The sequence below is a fragment of the Streptomyces sp. NPDC088097 genome (assembly GCF_044741845.1).
In the GTDB taxonomy this organism is placed as follows: domain Bacteria; phylum Actinomycetota; class Actinomycetes; order Streptomycetales; family Streptomycetaceae; genus Streptomyces.
The window spans coordinates 507,068-531,424 of sequence record NZ_JBIUTJ010000004.1 but is presented as its reverse complement, the minus strand read 5'-3'; the positions used below and the strand labels follow the sequence as shown (position 1 = coordinate 531,424).

General features: G+C 70.9%; 18 protein-coding genes. 9 read left to right on the top strand and 9 right to left on the bottom strand.

Features of this window, described 5'->3' with window-relative positions:
* The first annotated feature begins 12 nt into the window (after positions 1-12).
* From ACIOD1_RS16285 to ACIOD1_RS16260, 6 genes are all read left to right on the top strand, one after another.
* Positions 13-1,227: an ROK family transcriptional regulator gene (locus ACIOD1_RS16285; protein ID WP_365616608.1), complete on the top strand. Its 1,215-nt coding sequence runs from the start codon at positions 13-15 to the stop codon at positions 1,225-1,227.
* A gap of 118 nt (positions 1,228-1,345) precedes the next feature.
* Positions 1,346-2,464, top strand: a complete 1,119-nt coding sequence (locus ACIOD1_RS16280; protein WP_365616612.1) for a substrate-binding domain-containing protein — start codon at positions 1,346-1,348, stop codon at positions 2,462-2,464.
* A 193-nt stretch (positions 2,465-2,657) separates the two neighbouring features.
* A complete protein-coding gene (locus ACIOD1_RS16275; protein WP_365616614.1) occupies positions 2,658-3,446 on the top strand; it encodes an ATP-binding cassette domain-containing protein in 789 nt (262 codons plus the stop codon).
* Positions 3,443-4,765, top strand: coding sequence for a sugar ABC transporter permease (locus tag ACIOD1_RS16270; protein WP_401902817.1), 1,323 nt, complete (start codon positions 3,443-3,445; stop codon positions 4,763-4,765). The genes ACIOD1_RS16275 and ACIOD1_RS16270 overlap by 4 nt, the downstream gene beginning before the upstream one ends.
* Positions 4,766-5,018: 253 nt before the next feature.
* Entirely contained in the window at positions 5,019-6,935 is a 1,917-nt protein-coding gene (gene dxs / locus ACIOD1_RS16265; RefSeq protein ID WP_365616616.1) for a 1-deoxy-D-xylulose-5-phosphate synthase, read from the top strand.
* A gap of 137 nt (positions 6,936-7,072) precedes the next feature.
* Complete coding sequence (locus ACIOD1_RS16260) at positions 7,073-8,602, top strand: amino acid permease (protein WP_365616618.1); 1,530 nt, start codon at positions 7,073-7,075, stop codon at positions 8,600-8,602.
* Positions 8,603-8,650: 48 nt separating this feature from the next.
* On the opposite strand, the gene ACIOD1_RS16255 is transcribed toward ACIOD1_RS16260, so the two are convergent.
* A complete protein-coding gene (locus tag ACIOD1_RS16255; protein ID WP_365616620.1) occupies positions 8,651-9,769 on the bottom strand; it encodes an LCP family protein in 1,119 nt (372 codons plus the stop codon).
* Between the two features lie 266 nt (positions 9,770-10,035).
* Between ACIOD1_RS16255 and ACIOD1_RS16250 the strand changes: the two genes are divergently transcribed.
* Positions 10,036-11,055, top strand: coding sequence for a hypothetical protein (locus ACIOD1_RS16250; protein ID WP_365616622.1), 1,020 nt, complete (start codon positions 10,036-10,038; stop codon positions 11,053-11,055).
* Between the two features lie 9 nt (positions 11,056-11,064).
* Here the strand turns inward: ACIOD1_RS16250 and ACIOD1_RS16245 are convergent, their stop codons facing one another.
* The 4 genes from ACIOD1_RS16245 to ACIOD1_RS16230 are packed head-to-tail and all read right to left on the bottom strand — an operon-like array spanning position 11,065 to position 15,129.
* Positions 11,065-12,111, bottom strand: a complete 1,047-nt coding sequence (locus ACIOD1_RS16245; protein WP_401902814.1) for a hypothetical protein — start codon at positions 12,109-12,111, stop codon at positions 11,065-11,067.
* A complete protein-coding gene (locus ACIOD1_RS16240; RefSeq protein ID WP_365616626.1) occupies positions 12,108-13,025 on the bottom strand; it encodes an N-acetylneuraminate synthase family protein in 918 nt (305 codons plus the stop codon). Before ACIOD1_RS16240 ends, ACIOD1_RS16245 begins: the two co-directional genes overlap by 4 nt.
* Positions 13,026-13,031: 6 nt before the next feature.
* Positions 13,032-13,808 carry an acylneuraminate cytidylyltransferase family protein gene (locus tag ACIOD1_RS16235; RefSeq protein WP_365616628.1) on the bottom strand — a complete coding sequence of 259 codons (777 nt, stop codon included), beginning with the start codon at positions 13,806-13,808 and terminating at the stop codon, positions 13,032-13,034.
* A 46-nt stretch (positions 13,809-13,854) separates the two neighbouring features.
* Complete coding sequence (locus tag ACIOD1_RS16230; protein ID WP_401902812.1) at positions 13,855-15,129, bottom strand: DUF6716 putative glycosyltransferase; 1,275 nt, start codon at positions 15,127-15,129, stop codon at positions 13,855-13,857.
* Between the two features lie 309 nt (positions 15,130-15,438).
* On the opposite strand from ACIOD1_RS16230, the gene ACIOD1_RS16225 reads away from it, so the two are divergent.
* Positions 15,439-16,416 carry a glycosyltransferase family 2 protein gene (locus tag ACIOD1_RS16225; RefSeq protein WP_365616632.1) on the top strand — a complete coding sequence of 326 codons (978 nt, stop codon included), beginning with the start codon at positions 15,439-15,441 and terminating at the stop codon, positions 16,414-16,416.
* Entirely contained in the window at positions 16,413-18,149 is a 1,737-nt protein-coding gene (locus ACIOD1_RS16220) for a polysialyltransferase family glycosyltransferase (protein WP_365616634.1), read from the top strand. Before ACIOD1_RS16225 ends, ACIOD1_RS16220 begins: the two co-directional genes overlap by 4 nt.
* Positions 18,150-18,243: 94 nt before the next feature.
* Here ACIOD1_RS16220 and ACIOD1_RS16215 read toward each other — a convergent pair whose 3' ends face one another.
* From ACIOD1_RS16215 to ACIOD1_RS16200, 4 genes are all read right to left on the bottom strand, one after another.
* Positions 18,244-20,382 carry a 3-hydroxyacyl-CoA dehydrogenase NAD-binding domain-containing protein gene (locus ACIOD1_RS16215; protein WP_365616635.1) on the bottom strand — a complete coding sequence of 713 codons (2,139 nt, stop codon included), beginning with the start codon at positions 20,380-20,382 and terminating at the stop codon, positions 18,244-18,246.
* Positions 20,379-21,605, bottom strand: coding sequence for an acetyl-CoA C-acyltransferase (locus ACIOD1_RS16210; RefSeq protein ID WP_365616637.1), 1,227 nt, complete (start codon positions 21,603-21,605; stop codon positions 20,379-20,381). Before ACIOD1_RS16210 ends, ACIOD1_RS16215 begins: the two co-directional genes overlap by 4 nt.
* A gap of 294 nt (positions 21,606-21,899) precedes the next feature.
* Positions 21,900-23,180, bottom strand: a complete 1,281-nt coding sequence (locus ACIOD1_RS16205; RefSeq protein WP_365616639.1) for a ribonuclease D — start codon at positions 23,178-23,180, stop codon at positions 21,900-21,902.
* Positions 23,181-23,304: 124 nt separating this feature from the next.
* Positions 23,305-23,967, bottom strand: coding sequence for a response regulator transcription factor (locus ACIOD1_RS16200; RefSeq protein ID WP_365616641.1), 663 nt, complete (start codon positions 23,965-23,967; stop codon positions 23,305-23,307).
* Positions 23,968-24,357: the final 390 nt, after the last annotated feature.

Sequence of the window (24,357 nt, the reverse complement as noted above, 5' to 3'; positions counted from 1 at the left end):
AGTGGATGAGTCGTGCAGACTCCCGGATCGCAGTCTTCGCTGCATCGCGCGAACCTCGAACGGGTCGTGCGCGCCGTGCGCCTCGCCGGTTCGCTGACCCAGGCGGAGATCGCCCGCACCACAGGGTTGTCGGCGGCCACGGTCTCCAACATCGTCCGTGAGCTCAAGGAGGGCGGGACCGTCGAGGTCACCGACACCTCGGCGGGTGGTCGCCGGGCCCGCAGCGTCTCGCTCAGCGGGGACGCGGGCATCGTGATCGGCGTGGACTTCGGCCACACCCATCTGAGGGTGGCCGTCGGCAACCTCGCGCACCAGGTGCTGGCCGAGGAGTCGGAGCCGCTGGACGTGGACGCCTCCTGGGTGGACGGCTTCGACCGGGCGGAGGCCCTCGTCGGGCGGCTGGTCGAGGGGGTCGGGGTCGGCCGGGACAAGGTCATCGGCGTAGGGCTCGGCGTTCCCGGCCCCATCGACGTGGAATCCGGCACCCTCGGCTCCACCGCGATCCTGCCGGGCTGGGCCGGGATCAACCCGCGCCAGGAGCTCTCGCAGCGCCTCGGCGTCCCCGTCTACGTGGACAACGACGCGAACCTCGGAGCGCTGGGCGAGCTGGTCTGGGGCAGCGGCCGGGGGGTCAAGGACCTGGCGTACATCAAGGTCGCCAGCGGTGTGGGCGCGGGGCTGGTGATCAACGGTCAGATCTACCGGGGGCCCGGCGGGACCGCCGGCGAGATCGGGCACATCACCCTGGACGAATCGGGGCCCGTCTGCCGCTGCGGCAACCGCGGCTGCCTGGAGACCTTCGCCGCCGCCCGCTACGTGCTGCCGCTCCTGCAGAGCAGCCACGGGCCGGAGTTGACGATGGAGCGGGTCGTCGAGCTGGCGCGCGAGGGGGACCCGGGATGCCGTCGTGTGGTCACCGACGTGGGCCGGCACGTGGGCAGCGGGGTCGCCAGCCTGTGCAACCTCCTGAACCCCAGCAGGGTGGTCCTGGGCGGCTCCCTGGCCGAGGCGGGTGAACTGGTGCTGGCTCCGATCCGTGAATCGGTGGGGAGGTACGCGATCCCCAGCGCGGCCCGTCAGTTGTCCGTCCTGACCGGATCGCTGGGCGAGCGGGCGGAGGTGCTCGGAGCCCTGGCCCTGGTGCTGAGCGAGATGGGCGATTCGACGCTTTTGGCGGAGAATGGGTTCGGGGTGCGGGCTCCCGCCGTCCTGTCTTCAGTTAAATAACGGATGGCACCGTTGTCATCTCGTTAAGGATTCACTCCTTGACGGCGAACTTGCGGCCGGGGTTGACTCACATCCACCTCGGCCGCAGTGTTGCGGCCTCGTCAGGGAGGTTCAACCAATGAACACGCGTATGCGCAGAACCGCCGTTGCCGTAGCCGCCGGCGCCATGGCCGTCTCGCTCGCCGCCTGTGGCAGTGCCAAGGAGGCCGGTGGCGAGACCAAGCCCAGCGGTTCCGCCGCCGTCGCCGGTGACGCAGTCAAGGTCGGCCTGCTCCTCCCGGAGAACCAGACCGCGCGTTACGAGAAGTTCGACAAGCCGCTGATCGAGAAGAAGGTCGCGGACCTCACCAACGGCAAGGGCACGGTCGTCTACGCCAACGCCAAGCAGGACGCCACCGCGCAGAACGCCCAGGTCGACGCGATGATCACCAACAAGGTGAACGTCCTGATCGTCGACGCGGTCGACGCCAAGGCGATCGCGGGCTCGGTCAAGAAGGCCAAGGACGCGGGCATCCCGGTCGTCGCCTACGACCGCCTGGCCGAGGGCCCGATCGACGCCTACACCTCCTTCGACAACGAAGAGGTCGGCAAGGTCCAGGGCAAGGCCCTGCTGGAGGCCTTGGGCGACAAGGCCAAGGACGGCCAGATCGTCATGATGAACGGCTCCGTCACCGACCCGAACGCCGCCCTGTTCAAGAAGGGCGCTCACTCCGTCCTCGACGGCAAGGTGACCATCGGCAAGGAGTACGACACCAAGGAGTGGAAGCCGGAGAACGCCAACACCAACATGGCGGCCGCGCTCTCCGCTCTCGGCAAGGACAAGGTCGTCGGCGTCTACTCCGCCAACGACGGCATGGCGGGCGGCATCATCACCGCCCTCAAGGCCGCGAACCTCTCCCCCCTGCCGCCGGTCACCGGCCAGGACGCCGAACTCGCCGGTGTGCAGCGCATCGTGGCGGGCGAGCAGTTCATGAGCGTCTACAAGCCGTACGCCCCCGAGGCCACGGCCGCCGCCGAGATGGCCGTCGCCCTCGCCAAGGGCGAGAAGATCGACGGGATCATCAACAACAACGTGGACAGCCCCACCACCAAGGGTGTCCCGTCCGTCCTGATCCCGGTCGTGTCGCTCACCAAGACCAACATCAAGGACACCGTCATCAAGGACGGCGTCTACACCGCCGACGAGATCTGCGCGGACAAGTACGCGGCCGCCTGCGCGACCCTCGGCCTGAAGTAAGGCCCCCCGTCACGGCGCTCCCCGCGCCGTGACCCCCACGCCTGCCCGGCGCCCCGCCCTTCTTCACCCCGCCACGGCGGGGCGCCGGGCAGAAACGATTCCCCTCTCCGCGGTGCCCCGTTTGTCATACCCCCCCGTCCGCCCCGCTCCTGCTCTTTTGCACGACATCCCCGCCGGTCAGGCGGCGAAGGAGATGGTTCATGTGTCCGCTGCGCCCGTGTTGGCGTTGCGAGGGGTCTCGAAGCGGTTCGGTGCCGTTCAGGCCCTGACCGACGTAGACCTCGAGATCCACTCCGGTGAGGTGGTCGCCCTCGTGGGCGACAACGGCGCCGGCAAGTCCACGCTGGTCAAGACGATCGCCGGCGTACACCCCATCGATGACGGAGTCATCGAGTGGGAGGGACGCCCGGTCTCCATCAACCGGCCCCACGACGCCCAGAGCCTGGGCATCGCCACGGTCTACCAGGACCTCGCGCTGTGCGACAACATCGATGTCGTCGGCAACCTGTTCCTGGGCCGCGAACTGAAGCGCTTCGGCACCCTCGACGAGGTGGAGATGGAGCGCCGCGCCCGCGAGCTCCTGACCACCCTGTCCATCCGGATCCCCAGCGTCCGCATCCCGATCGCCTCGCTCTCCGGCGGACAGCGCCAGACCGTGGCGATCGCCCGATCCATGCTGGGCGAGCCCAGGCTCGTCATCCTCGACGAGCCCACCGCCGCCCTCGGCGTCGAGCAGACCGCCCAGGTCCTCGACCTGGTCGAGCGACTGCGCGAGCGCGGCCACGCCGTCATCCTCATCAGCCACAACATGGCCGATGTGAAGGCCGTCGCCGACAAGGTGGCCGTCCTGCGGCTGGGCCGCAACAACGGTGTCTTCAACGTCGCCGACACCTCGCAGGAAGAGATCATCTCCGCCATCACCGGGGCCACGGACAACGCCGTGACCCGCCGGGCGGCCCGCACCGGGGAGGCCCGCAAGTGAGCACGCAGAACTCTGCCGCAACCCCGCTCGGCAAGGGGCCCGACAAGGGCTCCGGCCGCCACGTCGACCCGGTCAACCGGGCCGCGGCGGCCGACGCCATCCCGGCGGTGGACCCCCGCCTGCTCGTGCGCGAGCAGGGCTTCGCGGGCTACCTGAACGAGTTCGGGCGCAAGCTGAAGGCCGGTGACCTGGGCTCCATCCCGGTCGTCCTCGGCCTGATCGTCATCTGGGGCATCTTCCAGGGCCTGAACTCGAACTTCCTCTCCCCGGAGAACCTCACCAACATCGCGATCACGATGGTCGCCACCGGCATGATGGCCGTCGGCATCATCTTCGTGCTGCTGCTCGGCGAGATCGACCTGTCGGTCGGCTCCGTCAGCGGCGTCTCGGGCGCGATCGTCGCCGTCCTCGCCGTCACCCACGGCGTGAACGAATGGCTCGCGATCCTCGCCGCCATCGCGGGCGGCGCCCTGATCGGCGCCATCCACGGCTTCTTCTTCGCCAAGATCGGTGCCCCGGCGTTCGCCGTCACCCTGTCGGGCCTGCTGTTCTGGTCCGGCGCGATGCTCCAGATCCTGGGCAGCAACGGCACCATCAACCTCGACTCCGACGGCGTGGTCGGCAAGCTGACCACGTACTTCTTCTCGGACGTGGCCGTCGGCTACGGCCTCGCGGCGGTCGCCGTGGTCGGGTACTTCCTCGCCACCTTCTACGACAACCGTCGCCGGGAGGCCGCCCAGGTCCCCTCGCGACCGCTGACGGAGATCCTGCTGCGCACCGGCGTCCTCGCCGTCTTCACCTTCGGCCCCGCCGTCGTCTTCAACCAGTACAAGGGCCTGCCGCTCGCGGTGGTGCTCTTCGTCCTGGCGCTGGTCGGCACGGACTTCCTGCTGCGTCGCACCTCCTTCGGCCGCGGCATCTTCGCCCTCGGCGGCAGCGTCGAGGCCTCCCGCCGCGCGGGCATCAACGTCACCGGGATCCGCATCGCGGTCTTCTCGATCGCGGGCACCTTCGCCGCCATCGGCGGCCTCTTCTGGGCCTCCAAGATCGCGGCGGCCAACCAGAGCGCCGGTGCCGGCGACCTCCTGATGAACGTGATCGCGGCGGCCGTGATCGGCGGCACCAGCCTCTTCGGCGGCCGGGGCCGGACCTGGAACGCCCTCCTCGGCGTCATGGTCATCACCTCGATCCAGTACGGTCTGGCCCTTGAGGGGATCGCGACGCCGATCCAGTACATGATCACCGGTGCCGTACTGCTGGCCACGGTGGTCATCGACTCGGTGACCCGCAAGACCCAGAAGACGGCCGGCCGCGCCTGACCGCGCGACCGGGGGCCGTCCCCGGGCGGTAAGACCCGTCACAGTGCCCGGCGCCGCCCCGTGCGGCGCCGGGCACCTGTGCGTGCCCGTGCACGTACAGCTGTGCGGGTATACGCCCGTTTGGGAGGTGTGATTCCGTGCCGGGGTGTACAGGTATGACAAAGGCGTGACCCTGTGGGTACCGCCCGATGACCGCGCTCGCGAGCGGAACATTAGACTCGTCAGACCGGCAAGCAACTGCAAGGAGGCACGGGTGCTGCTGACCCGCATCAAGGGACCGCGCGATCTGGACCGGCTCAGCCAGGAGGAGCTCGACCAGCTCGCCGCCGAGATCAGGTCCTTCCTCGTCGACGCCGTCTCCAAGACCGGCGGGCACCTCGGCCCCAACCTCGGGGTGGTCGAACTGACGATCGCCCTGCACCGGGTCTTCGACTCGCCCAAGGACAAGGTGCTCTTCGACACCGGTCACCAGGCGTACGTGCACAAACTGCTCACCGGCCGCCAGGACTTCGTCGGCCTGCGCAGCAAGGGCGGCCTCTCCGGCTACCCCTCGCGCGCCGAGTCCGACCACGACGTGATCGAGAACTCCCACGCCTCCACCGTGCTGGGCTGGGCCGACGGCCTCGCCAAGGCCAACGAGGTGCTCGGCCGCGAGGACCACCACGTTGCCGCCGTCATCGGCGACGGGGCCCTCACCGGCGGCATGGCCTGGGAGGCGCTGAACAACATCGCCGCCGCCAAGGACCGCCCGCTGGTCATCGTCGTCAACGACAACGAGCGCTCGTACGGCCCCACCATCGGCGGCCTCGCGAACCACCTGGCGACCCTGCGCACCACCGACGGCTACGAGCGCTTCCTGGCCCGCGGCAAGGACCTCCTGGAGCGCACGCCGGTCGTCGGCAAGCCCCTCTACGAGACCCTGCACGGGGCCAAGAAGGGCCTCAAGGACTTCATCGCCCCGCAGGGCATGTTCGAGGACCTGGGCCTGAAGTACATCGGCCCCATCAACGGTCACGACATCGAGGCCCTGGAGTCCGCCCTGCAGCGCGCCAAGCGCTTCAGCGGACCGGTCATCGTGCACTGCCTCACCCAGAAGGGTCGCGGCTACACGCACGCCGAGCAGGACGAGGCGGACCGCTTCCACGGCATCGGTCCGATCCACCCCGACACCGGCCTGCCCGTCACCACCGACGCCGCGAGCTGGACCTCCGTCTTCGCCGACGAGATGGTCAAGCTCGGCAAGGAGCGCTCGGACATCGTCGCGATCACCGCGGCCATGCTCCAGCCCGTCGGCCTGAAGAAGTTCGCGGACGCCTTCCCGGACCGCATCTTCGACGTGGGCATCGCCGAGCAGCACGGCGCCACCTCGGCGGCCGGCCTGGCCACCGGCGGCGCGCATCCGGTCTTCGCGGTCTACGCGACCTTCCTCAACCGGGCCTTCGACCAGGTCCTGATGGACGTCGCCCTGCACAAGTGCGGGGTCACCTTCGTCCTGGACCGCGCCGGGGTCACCGGCACGGACGGCGCCTCGCACAACGGCATGTGGGACATGTCGATCATGCAGGTCGTCCCCGGCCTGCGCCTGGCGGCACCGCGCGACGCCGAGCAGCTGCGCGCGCAGCTCCGCGAGGCCGTCGCGGTCAAGGACGCGCCCACCGTCGTGCGCTACTCCAAGGGCGTCGTCGGACCGGCCGTCCCGGCCGTGGGCCGCGTCGGCGGCATGGACGTGCTGCGGGCCCCGGCCCCCGAGGTCACCCGTCCGGACGTACTGCTCGTCTCGGTCGGCGCGCTCGCCCCGATGTGCCTGGAGATCGCCGACCTCCTCGACAAGCAGGGCATCTCCACGACCGTCGTCGACCCCCGTTGGGTCAAGCCGGTGGACGAGGCCCTGGCCCCGCTCGCCGACGGCCACCGGGTCGTCGTCACCGTCGAGGACAACGGCCGCACCGGCGGTGTGGGCTCCGCCGTGGCGCAGGCCCTGCGGGACGCGGGCGTCGACGTACCGCTGCGCGACTTCGGCATTCCGCAGCGTTTCCTCGACCACGCCTCCCGCAAGGAGATCATGGCCGAGATCGGTCTGACCGCCCCCGACATCGCCCGCCAGGTCACCGGCCTGGTCGCCAAGCTGGACGGGCGCTACGAGAGCGAGCAGGCCGCCACGGTGGACTAGGCGCCGGACCGGCCGCCGGCCGGATCACGCGCGGTTGCACGTCACGGGCCGGGAGATCACCCTGAGAGGGCGGGTCTCCCGGCCCGTTCGCGTTCGCGTTCAGTACGTGCGGGCGCCACCTGTTCGGAGGTGCGTCGGTGAGTACGGATCCCCACAGTCCCTTCCGCACGAAGTCGGTGGAGCAGTCCATCCGCGACACGGAGGAGCCGGAACACGCGCTCCGCAAGTCGCTGTCGGCCTGGGACCTGACCGTCTTCGGCGTCGGCGTCATCATCGGCACCGGAATCTTCGTGCTCACCGGCAAGGTGGCCAAGGAGACCGCGGGCCCCGCCACCGCCCTGGCGTTCGTCGCCGCCGGTGTCGTCTGCGCCCTCGCCGCGCTGTGCTACGCCGAGTTCGCCTCGACCGTCCCGGTCGCCGGTTCGGCGTACACCTTCTCCTACGCCTCGATCGGCGAGCTGCCCGCCTGGATCATCGGCTGGGACCTCGTGCTGGAGTTCGCGCTCGGCACCGCGGTCGTCGCCGTCGGCTGGTCCGGGTACGTACGTTCGCTCTTGGACAACCTCGGCATGCACCTGCCGGCCTCGCTGGAGGGCCCGGACGTGCCGGGCGGCCACTTCGACGTGCTGGCCTTCGTCCTGGTGCTGGTCCTGACCGCGATCCTGGTCGTCGGCGTGAAGCTGTCCGCGAGGATCACCGCGGTGGTCGTCGCCATCAAGGTGACCGTCGTCCTCATCGTCATCATCGCGGGGCTGTTCTTCATCAAGGGCAGCAACTACGAGCCCTTCATCCCGGAAGCCGTCAAGCAGAAGGGCGGCGGCGGACTCAATGCCCCGCTCGTGCAGCTGATGTTCGGCTACCAGCCCACCGACTTCGGCGTCATGGGCATCTTCACCGCCGCCTCCGTGGTGTTCTTCGCCTTCATCGGGTTCGACGTGGTCGCCACGGCCGCCGAGGAGACCAAGCTGCCGCAGCGGGACATGCCCCGCGGCATCCTCGGCTCCCTGCTCATCTGCACGGTCCTCTACGTGGCCGTCTCGCTGGTCGTCACCGGCATGCAGCACTACACCGAACTGTCGGTGAGCGCCCCGCTGGCCGATGCCTTCAAATCCGCCGGACACCCCGTGTACGGCGGCATCATCAGCTTCGGCGCCGCGGTGGGCCTGATCACGGTCTGCATGATCCTGCTGCTGGGCCAGACGCGCGTGTTCTTCGCGATGAGCCGCGACGGACTGCTGCCGCGCTTCTTCTCCCGGACGCACCCCAAGTTCCGTACGCCCTACCGGCCGACGATCCTGCTCGGCGTGATCATCGCGATCGTCGCGGGGTTCACCAGCATCAACGAACTGGCCACCCTGGTGAACATCGGCACGCTGTTCGCCTTCGTCGTCGTGGCCCTCGGCGTGATCATCCTGCGCCGCAGCCGCCCCGACCTGCACCGGGCCTTCCGCACCCCGTGGGTGCCGTTCCTCCCGATCGTGTCCATCGCCGCCTCGGTCTGGCTGATGCTCAACCTGCCCGCGGAGACCTGGCTGCGGTTCGCGATCTGGATGGTCATCGGCTTCTTCGTCTACTTCCTCTACGGGCGCGGGCACAGCCGGCTCGGACGCGGCGAGGGAGTGGGCATCGGTACGGAGCCGGGCGCCGAAGCACGCGGTACCCGGTAGCCGACGCGGGCCGGCCGACGCGGGCCGGCCCCGCGTCGGCCGGCCCGACTACGAGGTCGAGGGGGACGGCTTGGGCGCCGGGGACTTGGCGCCCGAGCCGCCCTTCGCGGGAGAGTCCTTCGCCGAGGCCGGGACCTTCTGGTCGGTGCGCAGGGCCTCCCACAACTGGCCGGCCTGCGGCTGGGCGACGATCACCCGGTTCCGGTCGATCTTGTCGTACGCCACCGGCAGCATGATCGTCTCCATCGTGGACGGGTCCACGGCCTTCATGCTCCGCGCGAAGTCGGACAGCGCGGTGAGCGAGGCGAGGTCGGAGTCGGTCGTCAGCGACTTGGTGCCGGCGTCCGCGAGCTTGTAGAGGCGGGCCGGGTTGCCGAAGGCGTCCTGGTTCTTGATCTCCGTCAGCATCGCCATCATGAACTGCTGCTGGAGGCCTATGCGTCCGAGGTCGCTGCCGTCCCCGTAGCCGTAGCGGGTACGTACGAACTTCAGCGAGTCCGTGCCGTTCAGGCGGTGCGTGCCCGCGTCGAGCTTGAGGCCGCCCTTGGCCCCGCTCATCGGCTGGTCCAGGGTGACGGTGACCCCGCCGAGGGCGTCCACCAGACCCTTGAAGCCGGCGAAGTCCACCTCGACGAAGTGGTCCACGCGGATCCCGGACATCTGCTCCACCGTCTTGACCACGCAGGCCGGACCGGCCACCGAGTAGACGGAGTTGAACATGACCCGGTTCGCCTCGGGCACGGTCTTGCCGTCCCCGTCCTTGCACTCGGGCCGGGAGATCAGGGTGTCGCGCGGGATGCTCACCGCGGTGGCCCTGGCCCGGCCCTCGGGTATGTGCACCAGCATCGCGGTGTCGGAGCGGGCGCCGCTGACGTCGCCGTGGTCCAGGTCGCCGTTGGCGCCGGCCCGCGAGTCGGAGCCGAGCACCAGCACGTTCTGGGCGTTCTCGACCACCTTCGGCGGCCGGTTGTCCGAACCGATGGCCTTGTCGAGGTCCACGCTGGAGATGTTGCCGTTGAGGTGCTCGTAGCCCCACCAGCCGGCGCCGGCCGCGCCCAGCACCACCACGGCGGCCGTCCAGGCCAGCCCGCGCCGGATCCGGCTGCCGCGCGAGCGGGGCGGCCGGGAGGGGGAGCCGGTGGCGGCTGTGGTCGTGTCTGCAGTCATTCCCGGGACCGGCCTTCCGAACGCTTGGGGGAATCTGGCGGGCTTCAACATAGACGCAGGAACACGCCAGAAGGCCTCCGGGGTATCCTGATTGTGTTCGAATCTTGTCGGGGAAGGGTTGCTTGCGGTCCATGGGGACGCGATCCAGGCGCGGAAGGGCGACGACGTCCGCTCCGCGCTCCGCACCGACCGCCGCGCCCGCGTCCGCGCCGGCCCCCGCCCGGGACGGAATCCCGCCGGCTCTCGGCCCCCTGAACGGCCGTTGGTTGGCCGTCGACCGCGACGGACGCCTCACCGCCTACGCCCGCGCCCGCGGCGGACTGCTGCGCTGGACCGAACGGGCCCCCGGCGGACCCGAGTGGGGCGCCCCCGCGTTCTTCCCCGCCCAGGGACTGACCGACCTCGCGATGGCCCGGGGCCGCGACGGCTACACCCACTTCGTGGGCAGGCACCACCGCCCCGGCGACGGCGGGGCCGACGGCGACCGCGTCACCTACCACCACGCGGTGCAGTACCAGAGCGGGCGCCCGCTCGGCCCCTGGAACTCCCTGGGCACCCTCTACCGGCGCCCGGAGATGCTCCACCGGGGCGGCCCGCCGGCGCTCGCCGTGGACGCCCGGGGGGCCCCGCACGTCTTCGTGCGCAACGCCGGGCGGGGGGTCCACGTACGCCGCCAGGACGCCGGGGGGAAGTGGGCCGAGTGGGAGGACCTGCGGGGCAGCAAGACCTTCGAGGGGCCCTGCGCCGACGTCACCGCCGAGGGGCGGATCCTGCTCGCCGCCCCCGGGGAGAAGGGGATATCCCTCTGGTCCCAGACCGGCCCCGGCGGCCCGCTGCACCGGGGCGAGGACATCCCGTACCCGGCCCAGGACGGCTCGGTGTGCTCGCTGGAGACGGCCCCCGGCCGGATCACCCGGTTCTGGCACGCGGCCGACGGGAGCGGGCTCGTCGCCCACCGCGAGGGCGCCGGGGTGCTGGCGCTGGGGGGTGGACCGGGCACCGGTGCGGTCGCCGCCGTACGGGCCGTGGTGGACGGCTACGACTGCACGGTCCTGGCCCACCGGGCCGCGAGCGGCCGTACGGCGCTGGCCGCCTACCCCACCGAGAACGAGGCCGCCGGACTCTGGTGGACGGAGATCGGCGAGCCCTGCCCCGGCTCCCCGGCCCTCGCGGTGGACGCCCGCGGCAGGGTGGTCATCGCCTCGATCGCCGCCGGCGGCGAACTGCTGGTGAACCGCCAGAAGGACAGCTCGGGCCTCTCGCTGGGCCGTTGGCAGCGGCTCTGACCCTCGGGCCTACGAGGTCACCGGCCTGCGACCGCGCCCCTGCGGCGGGATCAGGCCCAGGCCGTGCCGGTCCACCGCGAGGGCGGAGATCCGGCGCAGGAAGTCCACCGAACGCTCCGCCGTGTCCGGGGTGATCCAGTCGTCGTCGATCTCGCACAGCTCCACCCGCACCGGCGAGCCGGCCAGCACGATCGGCAGGGTGTAGGCGACGGTGGACGCGAAGGTCAGCACGGACTGCCCGATGGGCTCGGTCAGCGCGGTCAGTTCGAGCGGCAGCTCGGGATGGACGACCTCCAGCCCGGTCGCCGCCGCGATCCGCGCCAGCTTCTCCGGGCTCTCGCGCCGGTGCGCCAGGTAGCGGCGCGCGCCGCGGCTGCGGGTGAGCCAGGCGACGGCCTCGACGTAGCGGTCCTGGTCGACGACCCCGGTCTCCACCAGGGAACTGCCCGCCAGGTCGGCGCCCGCCCGGACCCGCACCGGGCCGAAGGTCGCACGGCTCCACGCGTACTCGTTGGCCCGCACCTCGGCGCCCGGCGGAGCCGGCACCGGCATGCAGGTGAAGAAGGTGACGCGCTCCAACTCCTCGCGGGCCAGCCACCGGTTCACCGGCCCTGCCTTCGCCGAGGCCTTGACCTCGCCCTGGTGCCAGCGGGTCAACGGCTGTCCCTCGGCCAGCAGCGCGACCAGCTCGGCGGTCGCGGTGCCGTCGTCGACCACGACCACCTCGCGGGCCCTGGAGCGCGGCAGGACGAGCTGGATGGTCCGGGAGAACAGGTCCCCGATCACCAGGCGTTCGGCCGCCGCCACGGCACGGCGCAGGCGCACCAGCTCGTGGGCCCGCCCCAGGTAGCCGGCGCGCACCTCGTAGCGCCGCCACGCCACCTGCGACCGGGAGGCGAACCGGCACAGCCGACGGACCTGCTCCCGCGAGCGCGGGTCCGTCGGCTGGAGCACGGCGATGGCCAGGGACGACGCCCCGCCCGGGTGGAGGTGGGCCCACTCCAGGACGTTCAGCAGTTGAGCCGGGCTCTCCACCAGGGCGAGGGTGTCGCTCATGCCGAGGTCGTCACGCCCTCGTCGGCGAGGGCGCCCTGGACGCGGCGGAGCTTCTTCATGGGGCCGAGCTCGGAGTCGTAGACGCGCTTGACGCCGTCGCCGAGGGCGGTCTCGATGGTGCGGATGTCGCGGACGAGACGGACGAGGCCGCCCGGCTCGACCGAGGCGGCTTGGTCCGAGCCCCACATGGCGCGGTCCAGGGTGATGTGCCGCTCGACGGCGCACGCGCCCATGGCGACGGCGGCGACGGTGGTCTGCAGCCCCGTCTCGTGGCCGGAGTAGCCGACGGGGACGTTGGGGTACGCAGCCTCCAGGCTCTGGATGACGCGGAGGTTCAGCTCCTCCGCCTTGGCGGGGTAGGTGGAAGTGGCGTGCAGCAGGACCGTGTTCTCGCTGCCGAGCACCTCCACCGCGTGCCGGATCTGCTGCGGCGTGGACATGCCGGTGGACAGGATGACCGTCTTGCCGGTGGCGCGCAGGGCGAGCAGCAGCTCGTCGTCGGTCAGCGAGGCCGAGGCCACCTTGTGCACCGGCACGTCGAACTTCTCCAGGAAGGCGACGGCCTCGGTGTCCCACGGGGAGGCGAACCAGTCGATGCCGCGCTTCGCGCAGTGCTCGTCGATGGCCCGGTACTCCTCCTCGCCGAACTCGACGCGGTGGCGGTAGTCGATGTACGTCATCCGCCCCCAGGGGGTGTCCCGCTCGATGTCCCACTGGTCGCGGGGGGTGCATATCTCGGGCGTGCGCTTTTGGAACTTCACCGCGTCACAGCCCGCGTCGGCGGCGGCGTCCACGAGGGCGAGGGCGTTGGCCAACTCGCCGTTGTGGTTGATCCCGATCTCGCCGATGACGTAGACGGGGCGGCCCTTGCCAACCTCCCGGTTACCGATACGGCGGATACGGTTGCTGTGCACCACTGTTCAGAGTTCCTTTCCGATGTACTGCGAGGATCCCGGCGACGGGGCCGCCGGTGACGGTTGCGCCGGTACGTCCGCCGGAAGGGCGGCGTCCAGCAGGGGAGCGAGGGCCCGCGCCCGGGCGAGGTCGCCGGGCTCGTCGATCTCGACGACCCGCTCCGGGGCGGTGGGGACGAGCTGGGTGCGGCCGAAGAAGCGGTGGCCGTGTCGGCGGAACCCCTCGGCGCGCATCGCGTAGACGGCTCCCGATTCGAGGTACTCGGGGCGGCGGTCCTGGCGGCGCTGACGGACGGCGCTGTCGTGGTTGACGCCCCGCGCCAGGTGCCCGGCCCCCGTGTCGGGGTCGGCGGTCCACAGGAACCCGTGGAAGGGCACGGCGGTGAAGGCCGAGTCCGCCCCGTCCCGGACCACTGCCGCGACGGTCTCCTCCACCTCCGAGGTGGTGAGGAAGGGGCTGGTGCACTGGACGAAGACGAGCACGTCGACCGCTTCGCCGTGCCGCTCCTCCAAGGCGTCCAGGGCGTGCAGCAGCGCGGACTCGCTGGACGCCCGGTCGGTGCCCAGCTCGGCGGGGCGCGCGACCACCTCGGCGCCGGCGGCGCGGGCCGCGTCGGCGATGGCCCCGTCGTCGGTGGAGACGGCGACCCGGGTCACCCCGGCGGCGGCCAGGCAGGCTCGTACCGCGCGGGCGACGAGGGGGACCCCGCCGACTTCCGCGAGGTTCTTGCCGGGGATCCCCTTGGAGCCGCCCCGGGCGGGTATGACGGCGGTGACGTTCACAAGGCGCTCCCGTGATCGTGGACGTGATCGTGGACGTGGACGGCGCTCATACGCCGCCCCACTGCTGGATCTTCGGCGCCACGCGCTGCACGCCGAATTGATACGCCACCTTCAGCACGCGCCGCGAAGTGCGCCGCATCGGGCCGCGCGAGCGGGTCGCGGCGCCCGCCCCGGGGGAGCCGTCCGGATTCAGGCCCCGGCGGCGCAGGAGCGTGGCGACGTATTCGGGCGCGCTCTCGGCCGTGTAGTAGGGGGAGATCGGGGGCAGCGGGAAGCGCCGCAATTCCGCGATCCTGTGCCGCAGTTCCCCGAAGGGATCGGTGGAACGGATTCCCTGGTCGGCGGTCCAGGATTCGTGCGCCAGGGGGGCCGCGCCCTCGTCTATCGCGCTCCAGTCCGTGACGCATCCGGATCCGACGAAATAGTGGTTTCCGTGGATTTCCCGGACACCGAGATCGCTCAGGATGGCGGTCGGCATGCCCCGGTGCATGGATTCCAGGGCGGCGGTGGAACTGACCGTCACGAGCAGGTCGGTACGGTCCAGGGTTTCCGACATGTTGCCGTACACGAAATGCAGGTTCGGCGGGAGCGGTTCACCGGTCTGTTCCGCCAGGACCTGATAGTGGTGCGCCTCGACATGGGTGGTCGCCTCACCCGGCCTGCTGCGGAGTTTGACGAGTACGTCCCGACCCGGGCGGCGCCGTGCGTGGGATATCGCCCGACGCAGCATGTAGAGGCGGCCGTTTCGATCCTCGGGTACCGAGGGCTGGACGGCGAAGCACACCGTATAGGGGTGTTCGGCGTGCGTCCGGTTCATGTCGTAGGGACGTTGGTCGAGAAAGGGCAGCGCCGTCTGGACGATGCAGGATTCCGGAATTCCGAGCGGCGCGTAGACATCGCGGAATCGGCGCCGGTCGAAAGGGCTGTTGGCGAGGACGACATCGGCGCCGGCGCGCAGCAGGAGCCCGTCGGCCATCTTCTCGTAGACCACCCCGACGTACCCGGTCATGACCACGGGCCGGTGCAGGGAGTTCCTGAAGCGGTGGGCGAGCGCGTGCAGCGCCGAGTGGGTGGCCCCGCCGACGGTGCCCAGGACGACCACGTCGGCCGCCGCGAGTTCGGGCGCCGCCGCGAACTCGGCGAGGGTCCCCTCGGTGATCGAGGCGGGGGTGATGCCGACCTCGGCCAACTGGCGCGCCGTCGGCGTGCTGCGGCCGCGGAGCATGTGCGCGTGGACCTCGCTGCCCGGTGCCAAGCCCACGGCCAGCCCCGCGCCCCATTTCCAGCGGGTGTCGGAGTCTGCGAGCACGTGGATGCGCACGGGGGATTCCTGGTCGGTCGGTGAAGCCCAACTGCCGTCGAGTCACACGCAGCCGAGCGCGGGCACAGCCGGGATTGCCGCGCGGTCCGCTCGACCTTACATGCTGATCTCAGCCCTACATGTCACGGAAGCGCGTCGATGCGCAAGGGAGTTGTACGTCACACCAGGGTGATCGTTCTGAGGGTTCGAGTGGTTCTGCCATGATGGCCGACGTGTTACCTGAACGTAGGCTGGGAGAGTGCGCGGACGACCGGTCCGGGCGACTTGCCGGGAGTGTGGCGATGAATGGGGAGAAGGTGAGTGCTTCCGATGGTGACCCTTTCGGTAATCGTCGCGATGTGCGACGTCCGTGACTACTGCCGGACCGCGCTCAAGTCCTTGGCGCTGAATGCCCGGCAGGACTTCGAGTTCATCGTGGTGGATGACGGATCCGTCGACGGGACCTCCGAAATCCTTCAGGAGATGGTGCCGAGGATTCCCGGCGCCGTGCTGATCGTCAATCCGCAGAACACGGGAATCTCCGCCACCCGCAACGTGGGTCTCGCCGCCGCCCGCGGAAGGTTCGTCACGTTTCTCGACGGAGACGACTGGTACGCCCCCGGATACCTCTCGCAACTCGTCGGCTGGATGGGTCAGTCGGGAGTGGATTTCCTGCGCACCGGTCACGTGCGCGTATACGGGCGAAAGCGGAAGATCGTCATGGCCCCGCTCGCGCCGAGGGCCCTTCCGCTCGATCCGGCGGACTACATAGGACCCGTCGACGCCTCGACCTTCATGGACTACCCGCAGTCCTGGGCCGGCATCTACGACCGACAGCGCCTCCTGGACCTCGGCGCGCTCTACTTCGACGAGAGACTGCGCACCGCCGAGGACCGCCCCTGGTTCTACAAGCTGCACCTGCGCACCCACTCCTTCGGAGTCGTCGACCTCCACGGCGTCTTCTACCGTCGGGACGTGTCGACTTCCCTCACCAAGGCGCCGGACGAGCGCCAGTTGGACTTCCTTCCGGCCTTCCGCCTGATTTTCGACGAGCTGGCCCGTCACCCCCGCGGATATGAACTCTCGTTCAAGGCCATGCGAACTCTGTGCGCCCTCATCGTCATTCACATGGACCGCGCCGAGTCGTACGAGGAACTCACCCGGACCCTGCTCCTGGAACGCAGCGGGCAGATCCTCCGGGACCTCCCCCAGGACATCCTGGAGGGGACGTTGGCAGGAATGGACTCCGCACGCGTGAACAAGCTCAGAGCACTGATGTCCCGGCACCAGGGCGCCGCCGCCCGATGACCCGGATATTCGCCGCCTCCACCCTCTACGGCGCCATGACGGTGGCCGCGGCCGTCGACGCGGGCCAGTTCGGCCGGGACGACCGCGAACGCGTCCTGCTCGTGTGCAACAACGTGGACATCCCCGAAGTGGCCACCCCGCTGCACCACATGCCCGGCGCCGCCGCCGTGCTCGCCCGCTTCCACCGCGTCGTCTACTGGAACGACCTCATCTACCCGTTCCACCCGGCGCTCTGGTCCCCCCGCGACGAGGACGCCCCCCTGTGGCGGACCGTCATGGCGGAGAAGATGGGCATCCGCCCCGGCCCCCTGGAACTGGTCGTCGAGTCCATTCAGGTCAAACCCGCCCAGACCCTCTGCAAGATCTTCTCGGACGCCACCCTCGCCGTCTACGCGGACGGGGTCATGAGCTACGGCCCGACCCGCAACGACCTCAACCGGAGCGTCCACGGCCGGATCACCCAGGTCCTCTACCTCGATCTGGTCCCCACCCTGCTTCCGCTGCTCCTGACCGAGTACGCGATCCCCTCGCGGCCCGTGCACACCGCGGCCGTCCTCGCGCTCATGGCCGAGGTCACCCACGAGTGCCGCCCCCTCCTCGAACGGGCCATCCCGCCCGAACTGGCCCGACTCGGACCGAACACCGCCCTCCTGCTCGGCCAGTACCTCTCCCCGCTCGGCATCCTCACCGAGGCGGAGGAGGAGGAACTCCACCTGCGCATGTTCCGGAACGCCGTACGGCTCGGACACGCCGCGGTCGTCTTCAAACCGCACCCCAGCGCCCCCTCCAGCCTCGCCGACACCCTCACCGAGGCGGCCCGCGCGGCCGGCGTCCCCTTCCTCGTCCTGGACCTCCCCGTCCTCGCCGAGACCGTCTTCGCCCACCTGCGCCCCCGCCAGGTCATCGGCTGCTTCTCCACCGGCCTGTTCACCGCCCGGGCCCTCTACGGCATCCCCGTCGCCCAGATCGGCGCGCTGGAGGTCATCCGCCGGATGCGGCCCTACGCCAACAGCAACCGCATCCCCGCCACCCTCACCCACGCCCTGCTCCCCGACCTGGAGGCCCCCGCCGGCCACGGCGTCGACCGGATCCTCGACGTCGAGCACGTCCGGGACGAGGTGACCCCGTACGTCCAGGCCGTCGGCTACTGCATGCAGCCCAAGCGGTACGCCTTCCTGCGCCCGGTCGCCGAGGTGTACGTCGCCGCCGCCGTCGAGCGGTGGGAGGAGCGCCCCGAGCTGTCCATGCACTTCAACGAGCGCACCCGCACCCGCCTGGACCTCCCCGGCCCGCGCACCTGGAAGTGGCGCCGGGGCAAGGGCTGGACCTTCCTCGCCACCCGGGAACGCGGGGAGGAGGACACGCCCTTCACCGACATCACCCTCAGCGGGTTCGCCTCCCTCGTGGAGGCCAAGGACGACCGGGGCGTCCTGGAGGTGGGCGCCAAGCTGCTCGCCGAACACGAGAACCTCGACCTGCTGCTCGGCATGGCCCAGGCGCACATCCGCCGCAAGGAGACCGACCAGGCCCGACGGCGCCTCCAGCGCGCCATCGGCCTGTCCGCCGACAGCGGGCGGGCCCTGGTCTGGCTGCGGATCGGGGAGACGGCGGCGAAGCTCGGCAAGGCCGGCGACGACCTCCGCCGCGAGGCGGGCGGCCGGGCCCTGCGCCTGAACCCCGATTCCCCCGCGGCCCAGCGCCTGGTCAAGGGCGGCCGCCTCAGCCGCCGCTGAACGGGGCCCGAGGAGGCGCCCGTACGCTCCCGGAAACGCCGAACGGCCCGTCCGCACCCCTGGTGCGGACGGGCCGTTCGGTCGAACCGGCGCGTTACGCCGGGACGCTCGCCACGCCCGGGGCGAGGAACTTCTTGCCGTTCACCCGCTCGGAGACGCCCTCACGGTCCAGGTACGGCGTGACGCCGCCCAGGTGGAAGGGCCAGCCCGCACCGGTGATGAGGCAGAGGTCGATGTCCTGGGCCTCGGCCACGACGCCCTCCTCCAGCATCAGGCCGATCTCCTGCGCCACCGCGTCCAGGACGCGGTCGCGGACCTGCTCCTCGGTCAGGACGGTGTCGCCCTGCACCAGGAGCGCGGCGACCTCGGGGTCGAGCTCCGGCTTGAAGCCGTTCTCGGCCTTGTAGACGTAGAACCCGCGCTTGCCGGCCTTGACCACGGCCGCCAGGTTCGGGGAGACGGTGAAGCGCTCCGGGAAGGCGCGGTTCAGGGTCTCGGACACGTGCAGACCGATCGCCGGACCCACGAGCTCCAGCAGCACCAGCGGGGACATCGGCAGGCCGAGCGGCTCGATGGCCTTCTCCGCCGTGACCACCGGGGTGCCCTCGTCGATGACGTTTTGGATCTCGCCCATGAAGCGGGTCAGGATGCGGTTCACGACGAACGCCGGGGCGTCCTTGGTGAGGACCGCGGTCTTCTTCAGCTTCCTGGCGACACCGAAGGCCGTGGCCAGCGAGGCGTCGTCGGTCTGCTCGCCGCGCACGATCTCCAGCAGCGGGAGGATCGCGACCGGGTTGAAGAAGTGGAAGCCGACCACGCGCTCGGGGTGGACGAGCTTGGAGGCCATCTCCGACACCGACAGCGAGGAGGTGTTGGTGGCGAGGATCGCGTGCGCCGGGGCGACCGCCTCGACCTCCGCGAACACCTTCTGCTTGACGGACATCTCCTCGAACACGGCCTCGATGATGAAGTCCGCGTCCGCGAAGCCCTCGGCCTTGTCCAGGACGCCCGTCACCAGGGCGGTGAGGCGGTTCGCCTTGTCCTGGTTGATGCGGCCCTTGCCGAGCAGCTTCTCGATCTCGGCGTGGACGTAGCCCACACCCTTGTCCACGCGCTCCTGGTCGATGTCGGTGAGGACCACCGGCACCTCCAGGCGGCGCAGGAACAGCAGCGCCAGCTGCGAGGCCATCAGGCCCGCGCCGACCACGCCGACCTTGGTGACCGGGCGGGCCAGGGACTTGTCCGGGGCGCCGGCCGGGCGCTTGGCGCGCTTCTGGACCAGGTTGAAGGCGTAGATGCCCGAGCGCAGCTCGCCGCCCATGATGAGGTCCGCGAGCGCGGAGTCCTCGGCGTCGAAGCCGGCCTGGAGGTCCCCGTCCTTGGCCGCGGCGATGATGTCCAGCGCGCGGTAGGCGGCCGGAGCGGCGCCGTGCACCTTGGAGTCCGCGACGGCGCGGCCCTTGGCCACGGCCGCGTCCCAGGTCTCGCCGCGCTCGACCTCGGCGCGGGTGACCTCGGTGGTGCCGTTCAGGACGTTCGCCGTCCACAGGAGCGACTGCTCCAGGAAGTCGGCGCCCTCGAACAGCGCGTCGGCGATGCCGAGCTCGAAGACCTGCTTGCCCTTGAGCTGACGGTTCTGGTTCAGCGAGTTCTCGATGATCACCGAGATCGCGCGCTCCGCGCCGATCAGGTTCGGGAGCAGGGCGCAGCCGCCCCAGCCCGGGACCAGACCGAGGAAGACCTCGGGCAGGGAGAAGGCCGGGATGGCCTTGGAGACGGTGCGGTAGGTGCAGTGCAGACCGACCTCGACACCGCCGCCCATCGCCGCGCCGTTGTAGTAGGCGAACGTCGGGACCGTCAGGGCCGCCAGACGCTTGAAGACGTCGTGGCCGCCCTTGCCGATCGCGAGCGCCTCGTCGTGCTTCTTGAGCAGCTCGACGCCCTTGAGGTCGGCGCCGACCGCGAAGATGAACGGCTTGCCGGTGATGCCCGCGCCCACGACGGAGCCCGCGAGGGCCTCCTGCTCTACCTGGTCGATCGCCGCGTTCAGGTTGGCGAGGGACTGCGGGCCGAAGGTGGTCGGCTTGGTGTGGTCCAGGCCGTTGTCCAGCGTGATCAGGGCGAAGCGCCCGGCGCCGAACGGCAGGTCCAGGTGACGGACGTGCGCGGCGGTGACGACCTCGTCCGGGAACAGCTCGGCCGCACCCTTCAGGAGCTCAGCGGTGGTGCTCACTTGGAGTCTCCCTCGGCGTTGAAGTTCGGGTTCTCCCAGATGACCGTGGCGCCCATGCCGAAGCCCACGCACATGGTGGTGAGGCCGTAGCGGACGTGCGGCTGCTCCTCGAACTGCCGGGCCAGCTGCGTCATCAGGCGTACGCCGGAGGAGGCGAGGGGGTGGCCGAACGCGATGGCGCCGCCGTACTGGTTCACGCGGGCGTCGTCGTCGGCGATGCCGTAGTGCTCCAGGAAGGCCAGCACCTGTACGGCGAAGGCCTCGTTGACCTCGAACAGGCCGATGTCGTCGATCGTCAGGCCGGCCTGGGCCAGGGCCTTCTCGGTGGCCGGGATCGGCCCGTAGCCCATGACCTCCGGCTCGACGCCGGCGAAGGAGTACGCCACCAGGCGCATCTTGACCGGGAGGTTGTTCGCGCGGGCGAAGTCCTCGGAGGCGATGATCGCGGCGGTGGCGCCGTCGTTGAGACCGGCGGCGTTGCCCGCGGTGACGTTGCCGTGGACCCGGAACGGGGTCTTGAGGCCCGCCAGGTTCTCCAGGGTCGTCCCCGGGCGCATCGGCTCGTCGGCGGTGACCAGGCCCCAGCCCGTCTCGCCGGCCGCCTCGTTGGTGTTGCGCACCGAGATCGGGACGAGGTCCTGCTGGATCTTGCCGTCGGCGTACGCCTTGGCGGCCTTCTCCTGCGAGCGCACGGCGTACTCGTCGGCGCGGAGCTTGGTGATCGTCGGGTATCGGTCGTGCAGGTTCTCGGCGGTCATGCCCATGAACAGGGCGGACTCGTCGACCAGCTTCTCGGAGACGAAGCGCGGGTTCGGGTCCACGCCCTCACCCATGGGGTGACGGCCCATGTGCTCGACACCGCCGGCGAGGGCGACGTCGTAGGCACCGAAGGCCACCCCGCCCGCGACGGCGGTCACGGCGGTCAGCGCGCCGGCGCACATGCGGTCGATCGAGTAGCCCGGGACGGACTGCGGCAGGCCCGCGAGGATGCCGGCCGTACGGCCCAGCGTCAGGCCCTGGTCGCCGATCTGGGTGGTCGCGGCGATGGCGACCTCGTCGATCTTCGCGGGGTCCAGGTCCGGGTTGCGGCGCAGCAGCTCCCGGATCGCCTTCACGACGAGGTCGTCGGCGCGGGTCCCGTTGTAGATGCCCTTCGGGCCCGCCTTGCCGAACGGGGTGCGGACGCCGTCGACGAAGACGACGTCCCTGACGGTACGAGGCACGTTGGCTCTCCTCCAGGTGCGGGTGTGCACTGCTGCGCGGGGGCGGTTCGGGACGTTGGTCCTGAGCGCCCGCTCACCCGGCCCATGCTACTTGTGGGTAACCAATGTGCACACCCCCTCCCCGAGGAGCGGCGAAGGTCACACTTCCGCGGCCTCCGCCGTGGACCCCGGCGCGACCTCGGCCGCGGGCTCCCTCGCAGGCCCGGGTGCCCCGCGGCCCGAGCGTTCGGCGCACCCGGCCGAACGCGGAAGACCCCCGGCCGAGGCCGGGGGTCTTCTGTCGTGGATCTCGGGTCAGCCCTTCGCGCCCAAGGCCTTGACCAGCGCCTGGGTCACCTGTTCGATCTGCCACGGGCGTGCCCCGTGGGCCGCGAGCGCCTCGGCCACCACGTCGGCCGTCGGGCGCTGCGGAGGCTCCCAGCACAGCCGGCGCACGGTGTCCGGGGTGATCAGGTTCTCCTGGGGCAGGTTCAGCCCCTCGGCCAGCTCGGAGACGGCCGTGCGGGCCGCCGAGAGCCGGGCGGCAGCGGCCGGGTCCTTGTCGGCCCAGGAACGCGGCGGCGGCGGTCCGGACGGGGACGCCCCCGGCTGCGGCAGCTCGCTCTCCGGCACCTCCTTGGCCCGGTCCACCGCGGCCATCCACTGGTCCAGCTGGCGCCGTCCCATCCGCTGCCCGTACCCGGGCAGGGCGGACAGGGCGTGCACGTTGGCGGGCAGCGCGAGGGCCGCCTCGACGATCGCGGCGTCGCCCAGCACCTTGCCGGGGGAGACGTCGCGGCGCTGCGCGATCCGGTCGCGGGACTCCCACAGCTCCCGTACGACGGCCATCTGTCGGCGCCGGCGCACCTTGTGCATGCCGGACGTACGGCGCCACGGGTCCTTGCGGGGCGGGGCGGGCGGTGCGGCGGCGATGGCGTCGAACTCCTGGTGGGCCCATTCGAGCTTGCCTTGGCGGTCCAGCTCCTCCTCCAGGGCGTCGCGCAGGTCCACCAGCAGCTCCACGTCCAGCGCGGCGTAGCGCAGCCACGGCTCGGGCAGCGGGCGCGTGGACCAGTCGACGGCCGAGTGGCCCTTCTCCAGCACGTAGCCCAGCACGCTCTCGACCATGGCGCCGAGTCCGACCCGGGGGAAGCCGGCCAGTCGGCCCGCCAGCTCGGTGTCGAACAGGGAGGTCGGGGCCATGCCTATTTCGCGCAGGCACGGCAGGTCCTGGGTGGCGGCGTGGAGGATCCACTCGGTTCCGGAGAGGGCCTCGCCCAGGGAGGAGAGGTCCGGACAGCCGACCGGGTCGATCAGTGCGGAGCCGGCGCCCTCGCGGCGCAGCTGCACCAGGTAGGCGCGCTGGCCGTAGCGGTACCCGGAGGCCCGTTCGGCGTCGACGGCGACGGGGCCGGTGCCCGCGGCGAAGGCCGCGACCACCTGGGCGAGGGCGTCCGCGTCGGCCACCACCGGGGGGATGCCCTCACGGGGCTCCAGCAACGGAATCGGCAGCCCATTGGACGAAACCTCGTCGTCCGGGGGGCCGCCCCCGGTGGTGGTGCGCAGGTCTGCTGCGGTCTCTTGGGCGTCGGTCACCGGTCAAGGGTATCCGTGGATGTGACGCGCCCGTCGCCGGAACGTTCCGGCGACGGGCGCGAGGGGCGGGGCGGGACGATTCCCGGGGTTCCCCGGCAGTTCGCCCGGGGTCCTCCGGGAGGGGTCAGTGGATGATCCCGGTCCGCAGTGCGACGGCGACCATCCCGGCCCGGTCGCCGGTGCCCAGCTTGCGGGCGATCCGGGCGAGGTGGGACTTGACGGTCAGGGCGGACAGGCCCATCGAGACTCCGATGGCCTTGTTGGACTGGCCCTCCGCGACGAGGCGCAGGACCTCGACCTCGCGGCCGGAGAGCTCGCGGTAGCCGCCCGGGTGGCTCGGGGCACCCGGGGGGCGGCGGTGCATACGGGCGGCCGCGGCGCCGATGGGCGCTGCGCCGGGCCGGGTGGGGAGCCCGATGTTGGTCCGCGTACCGGTGACGACGTAGCCCTTCACTCCGCCCGCGAGGGCGTTGCGCACGGCACCGATGTCGTCGGCGGCGGACAGGGCCAGGCCGTTGGGCCAGCCGGCTGCGCGGGTCTCGGAGAGCAGGGTGAGACCGGAACCGTCGGGCAGGTGGACGTCGGCCACGCAGATGTCGCGCGGGCTGCTGACGCGGGGACGGGCCTCCGCGATGGACGACGCCTCGATCACGTCACGGACTCCGAGCGCCCACAGGTGGCGGGTCACGGTGGAGCGGACACGGGGGTCGGCCACGACGACCATGGCCGTCGGCTTGTTCGGGCGGTAGGCGACCAGGCTTGCGGGCTGCTCGAGGAGAACGGACACCTAGGCCTCCTGGGGGAGTGGCGGGACGGGCCGGCTCGGGGAAGGAAGCCGGTGCGAACCGTGCGGATGGTCACTGACTCCTTCGGCACGTCACCCGCCCGGCTTTAGGGAATGATCACGATTTGGTGAGTAACAATTCGGGCAATTAGGACGCACGATCGATCAAGGGGCGATCAGAAGCCCGCAAGGGACGCACTGTTTCGGCAGTCCGTCGCGGCCTCGATCGGTCGTTCGCACGCCGTGCCCGATCCGCAACCGAACCGCACCCGATCCGGAACTCGGCCGTGCCCGATCCGGAACCCGGCCGTGCCCGAGCCGTGCCCGAGCCGTGTTCGAGCCGATCCCGATCCGGAACCGAGCCGTGTCCGGGTCGAGCCGGCCCCGCCGGTC

Excerpts from the sequence above, each read along its gene's own strand:
- ACIOD1_RS16220 (WP_365616634.1), top strand. The coding sequence starts at position 16,413 with ATGACCCGGATATTCGCCGCCTCCACCCTCTACGGCGCCATGACGGTG.
- ACIOD1_RS16245 (WP_401902814.1), bottom strand. The coding sequence starts at position 12,111 with ATGAGCGACACCCTCGCCCTGGTGGAGAGCCCGGCTCAACTGCTGAAC.
- ACIOD1_RS16225 (WP_365616632.1), top strand. The coding sequence starts at position 15,439 with ATGGTGACCCTTTCGGTAATCGTCGCGATGTGCGACGTCCGTGACTAC.
- ACIOD1_RS16280 (WP_365616612.1), top strand. The coding sequence starts at position 1,346 with ATGAACACGCGTATGCGCAGAACCGCCGTTGCCGTAGCCGCCGGCGCC.
- ACIOD1_RS16275 (WP_365616614.1), top strand. The coding sequence starts at position 2,658 with ATGGTTCATGTGTCCGCTGCGCCCGTGTTGGCGTTGCGAGGGGTCTCG.
- ACIOD1_RS16255 (WP_365616620.1), bottom strand. The coding sequence starts at position 9,769 with ATGACTGCAGACACGACCACAGCCGCCACCGGCTCCCCCTCCCGGCCG.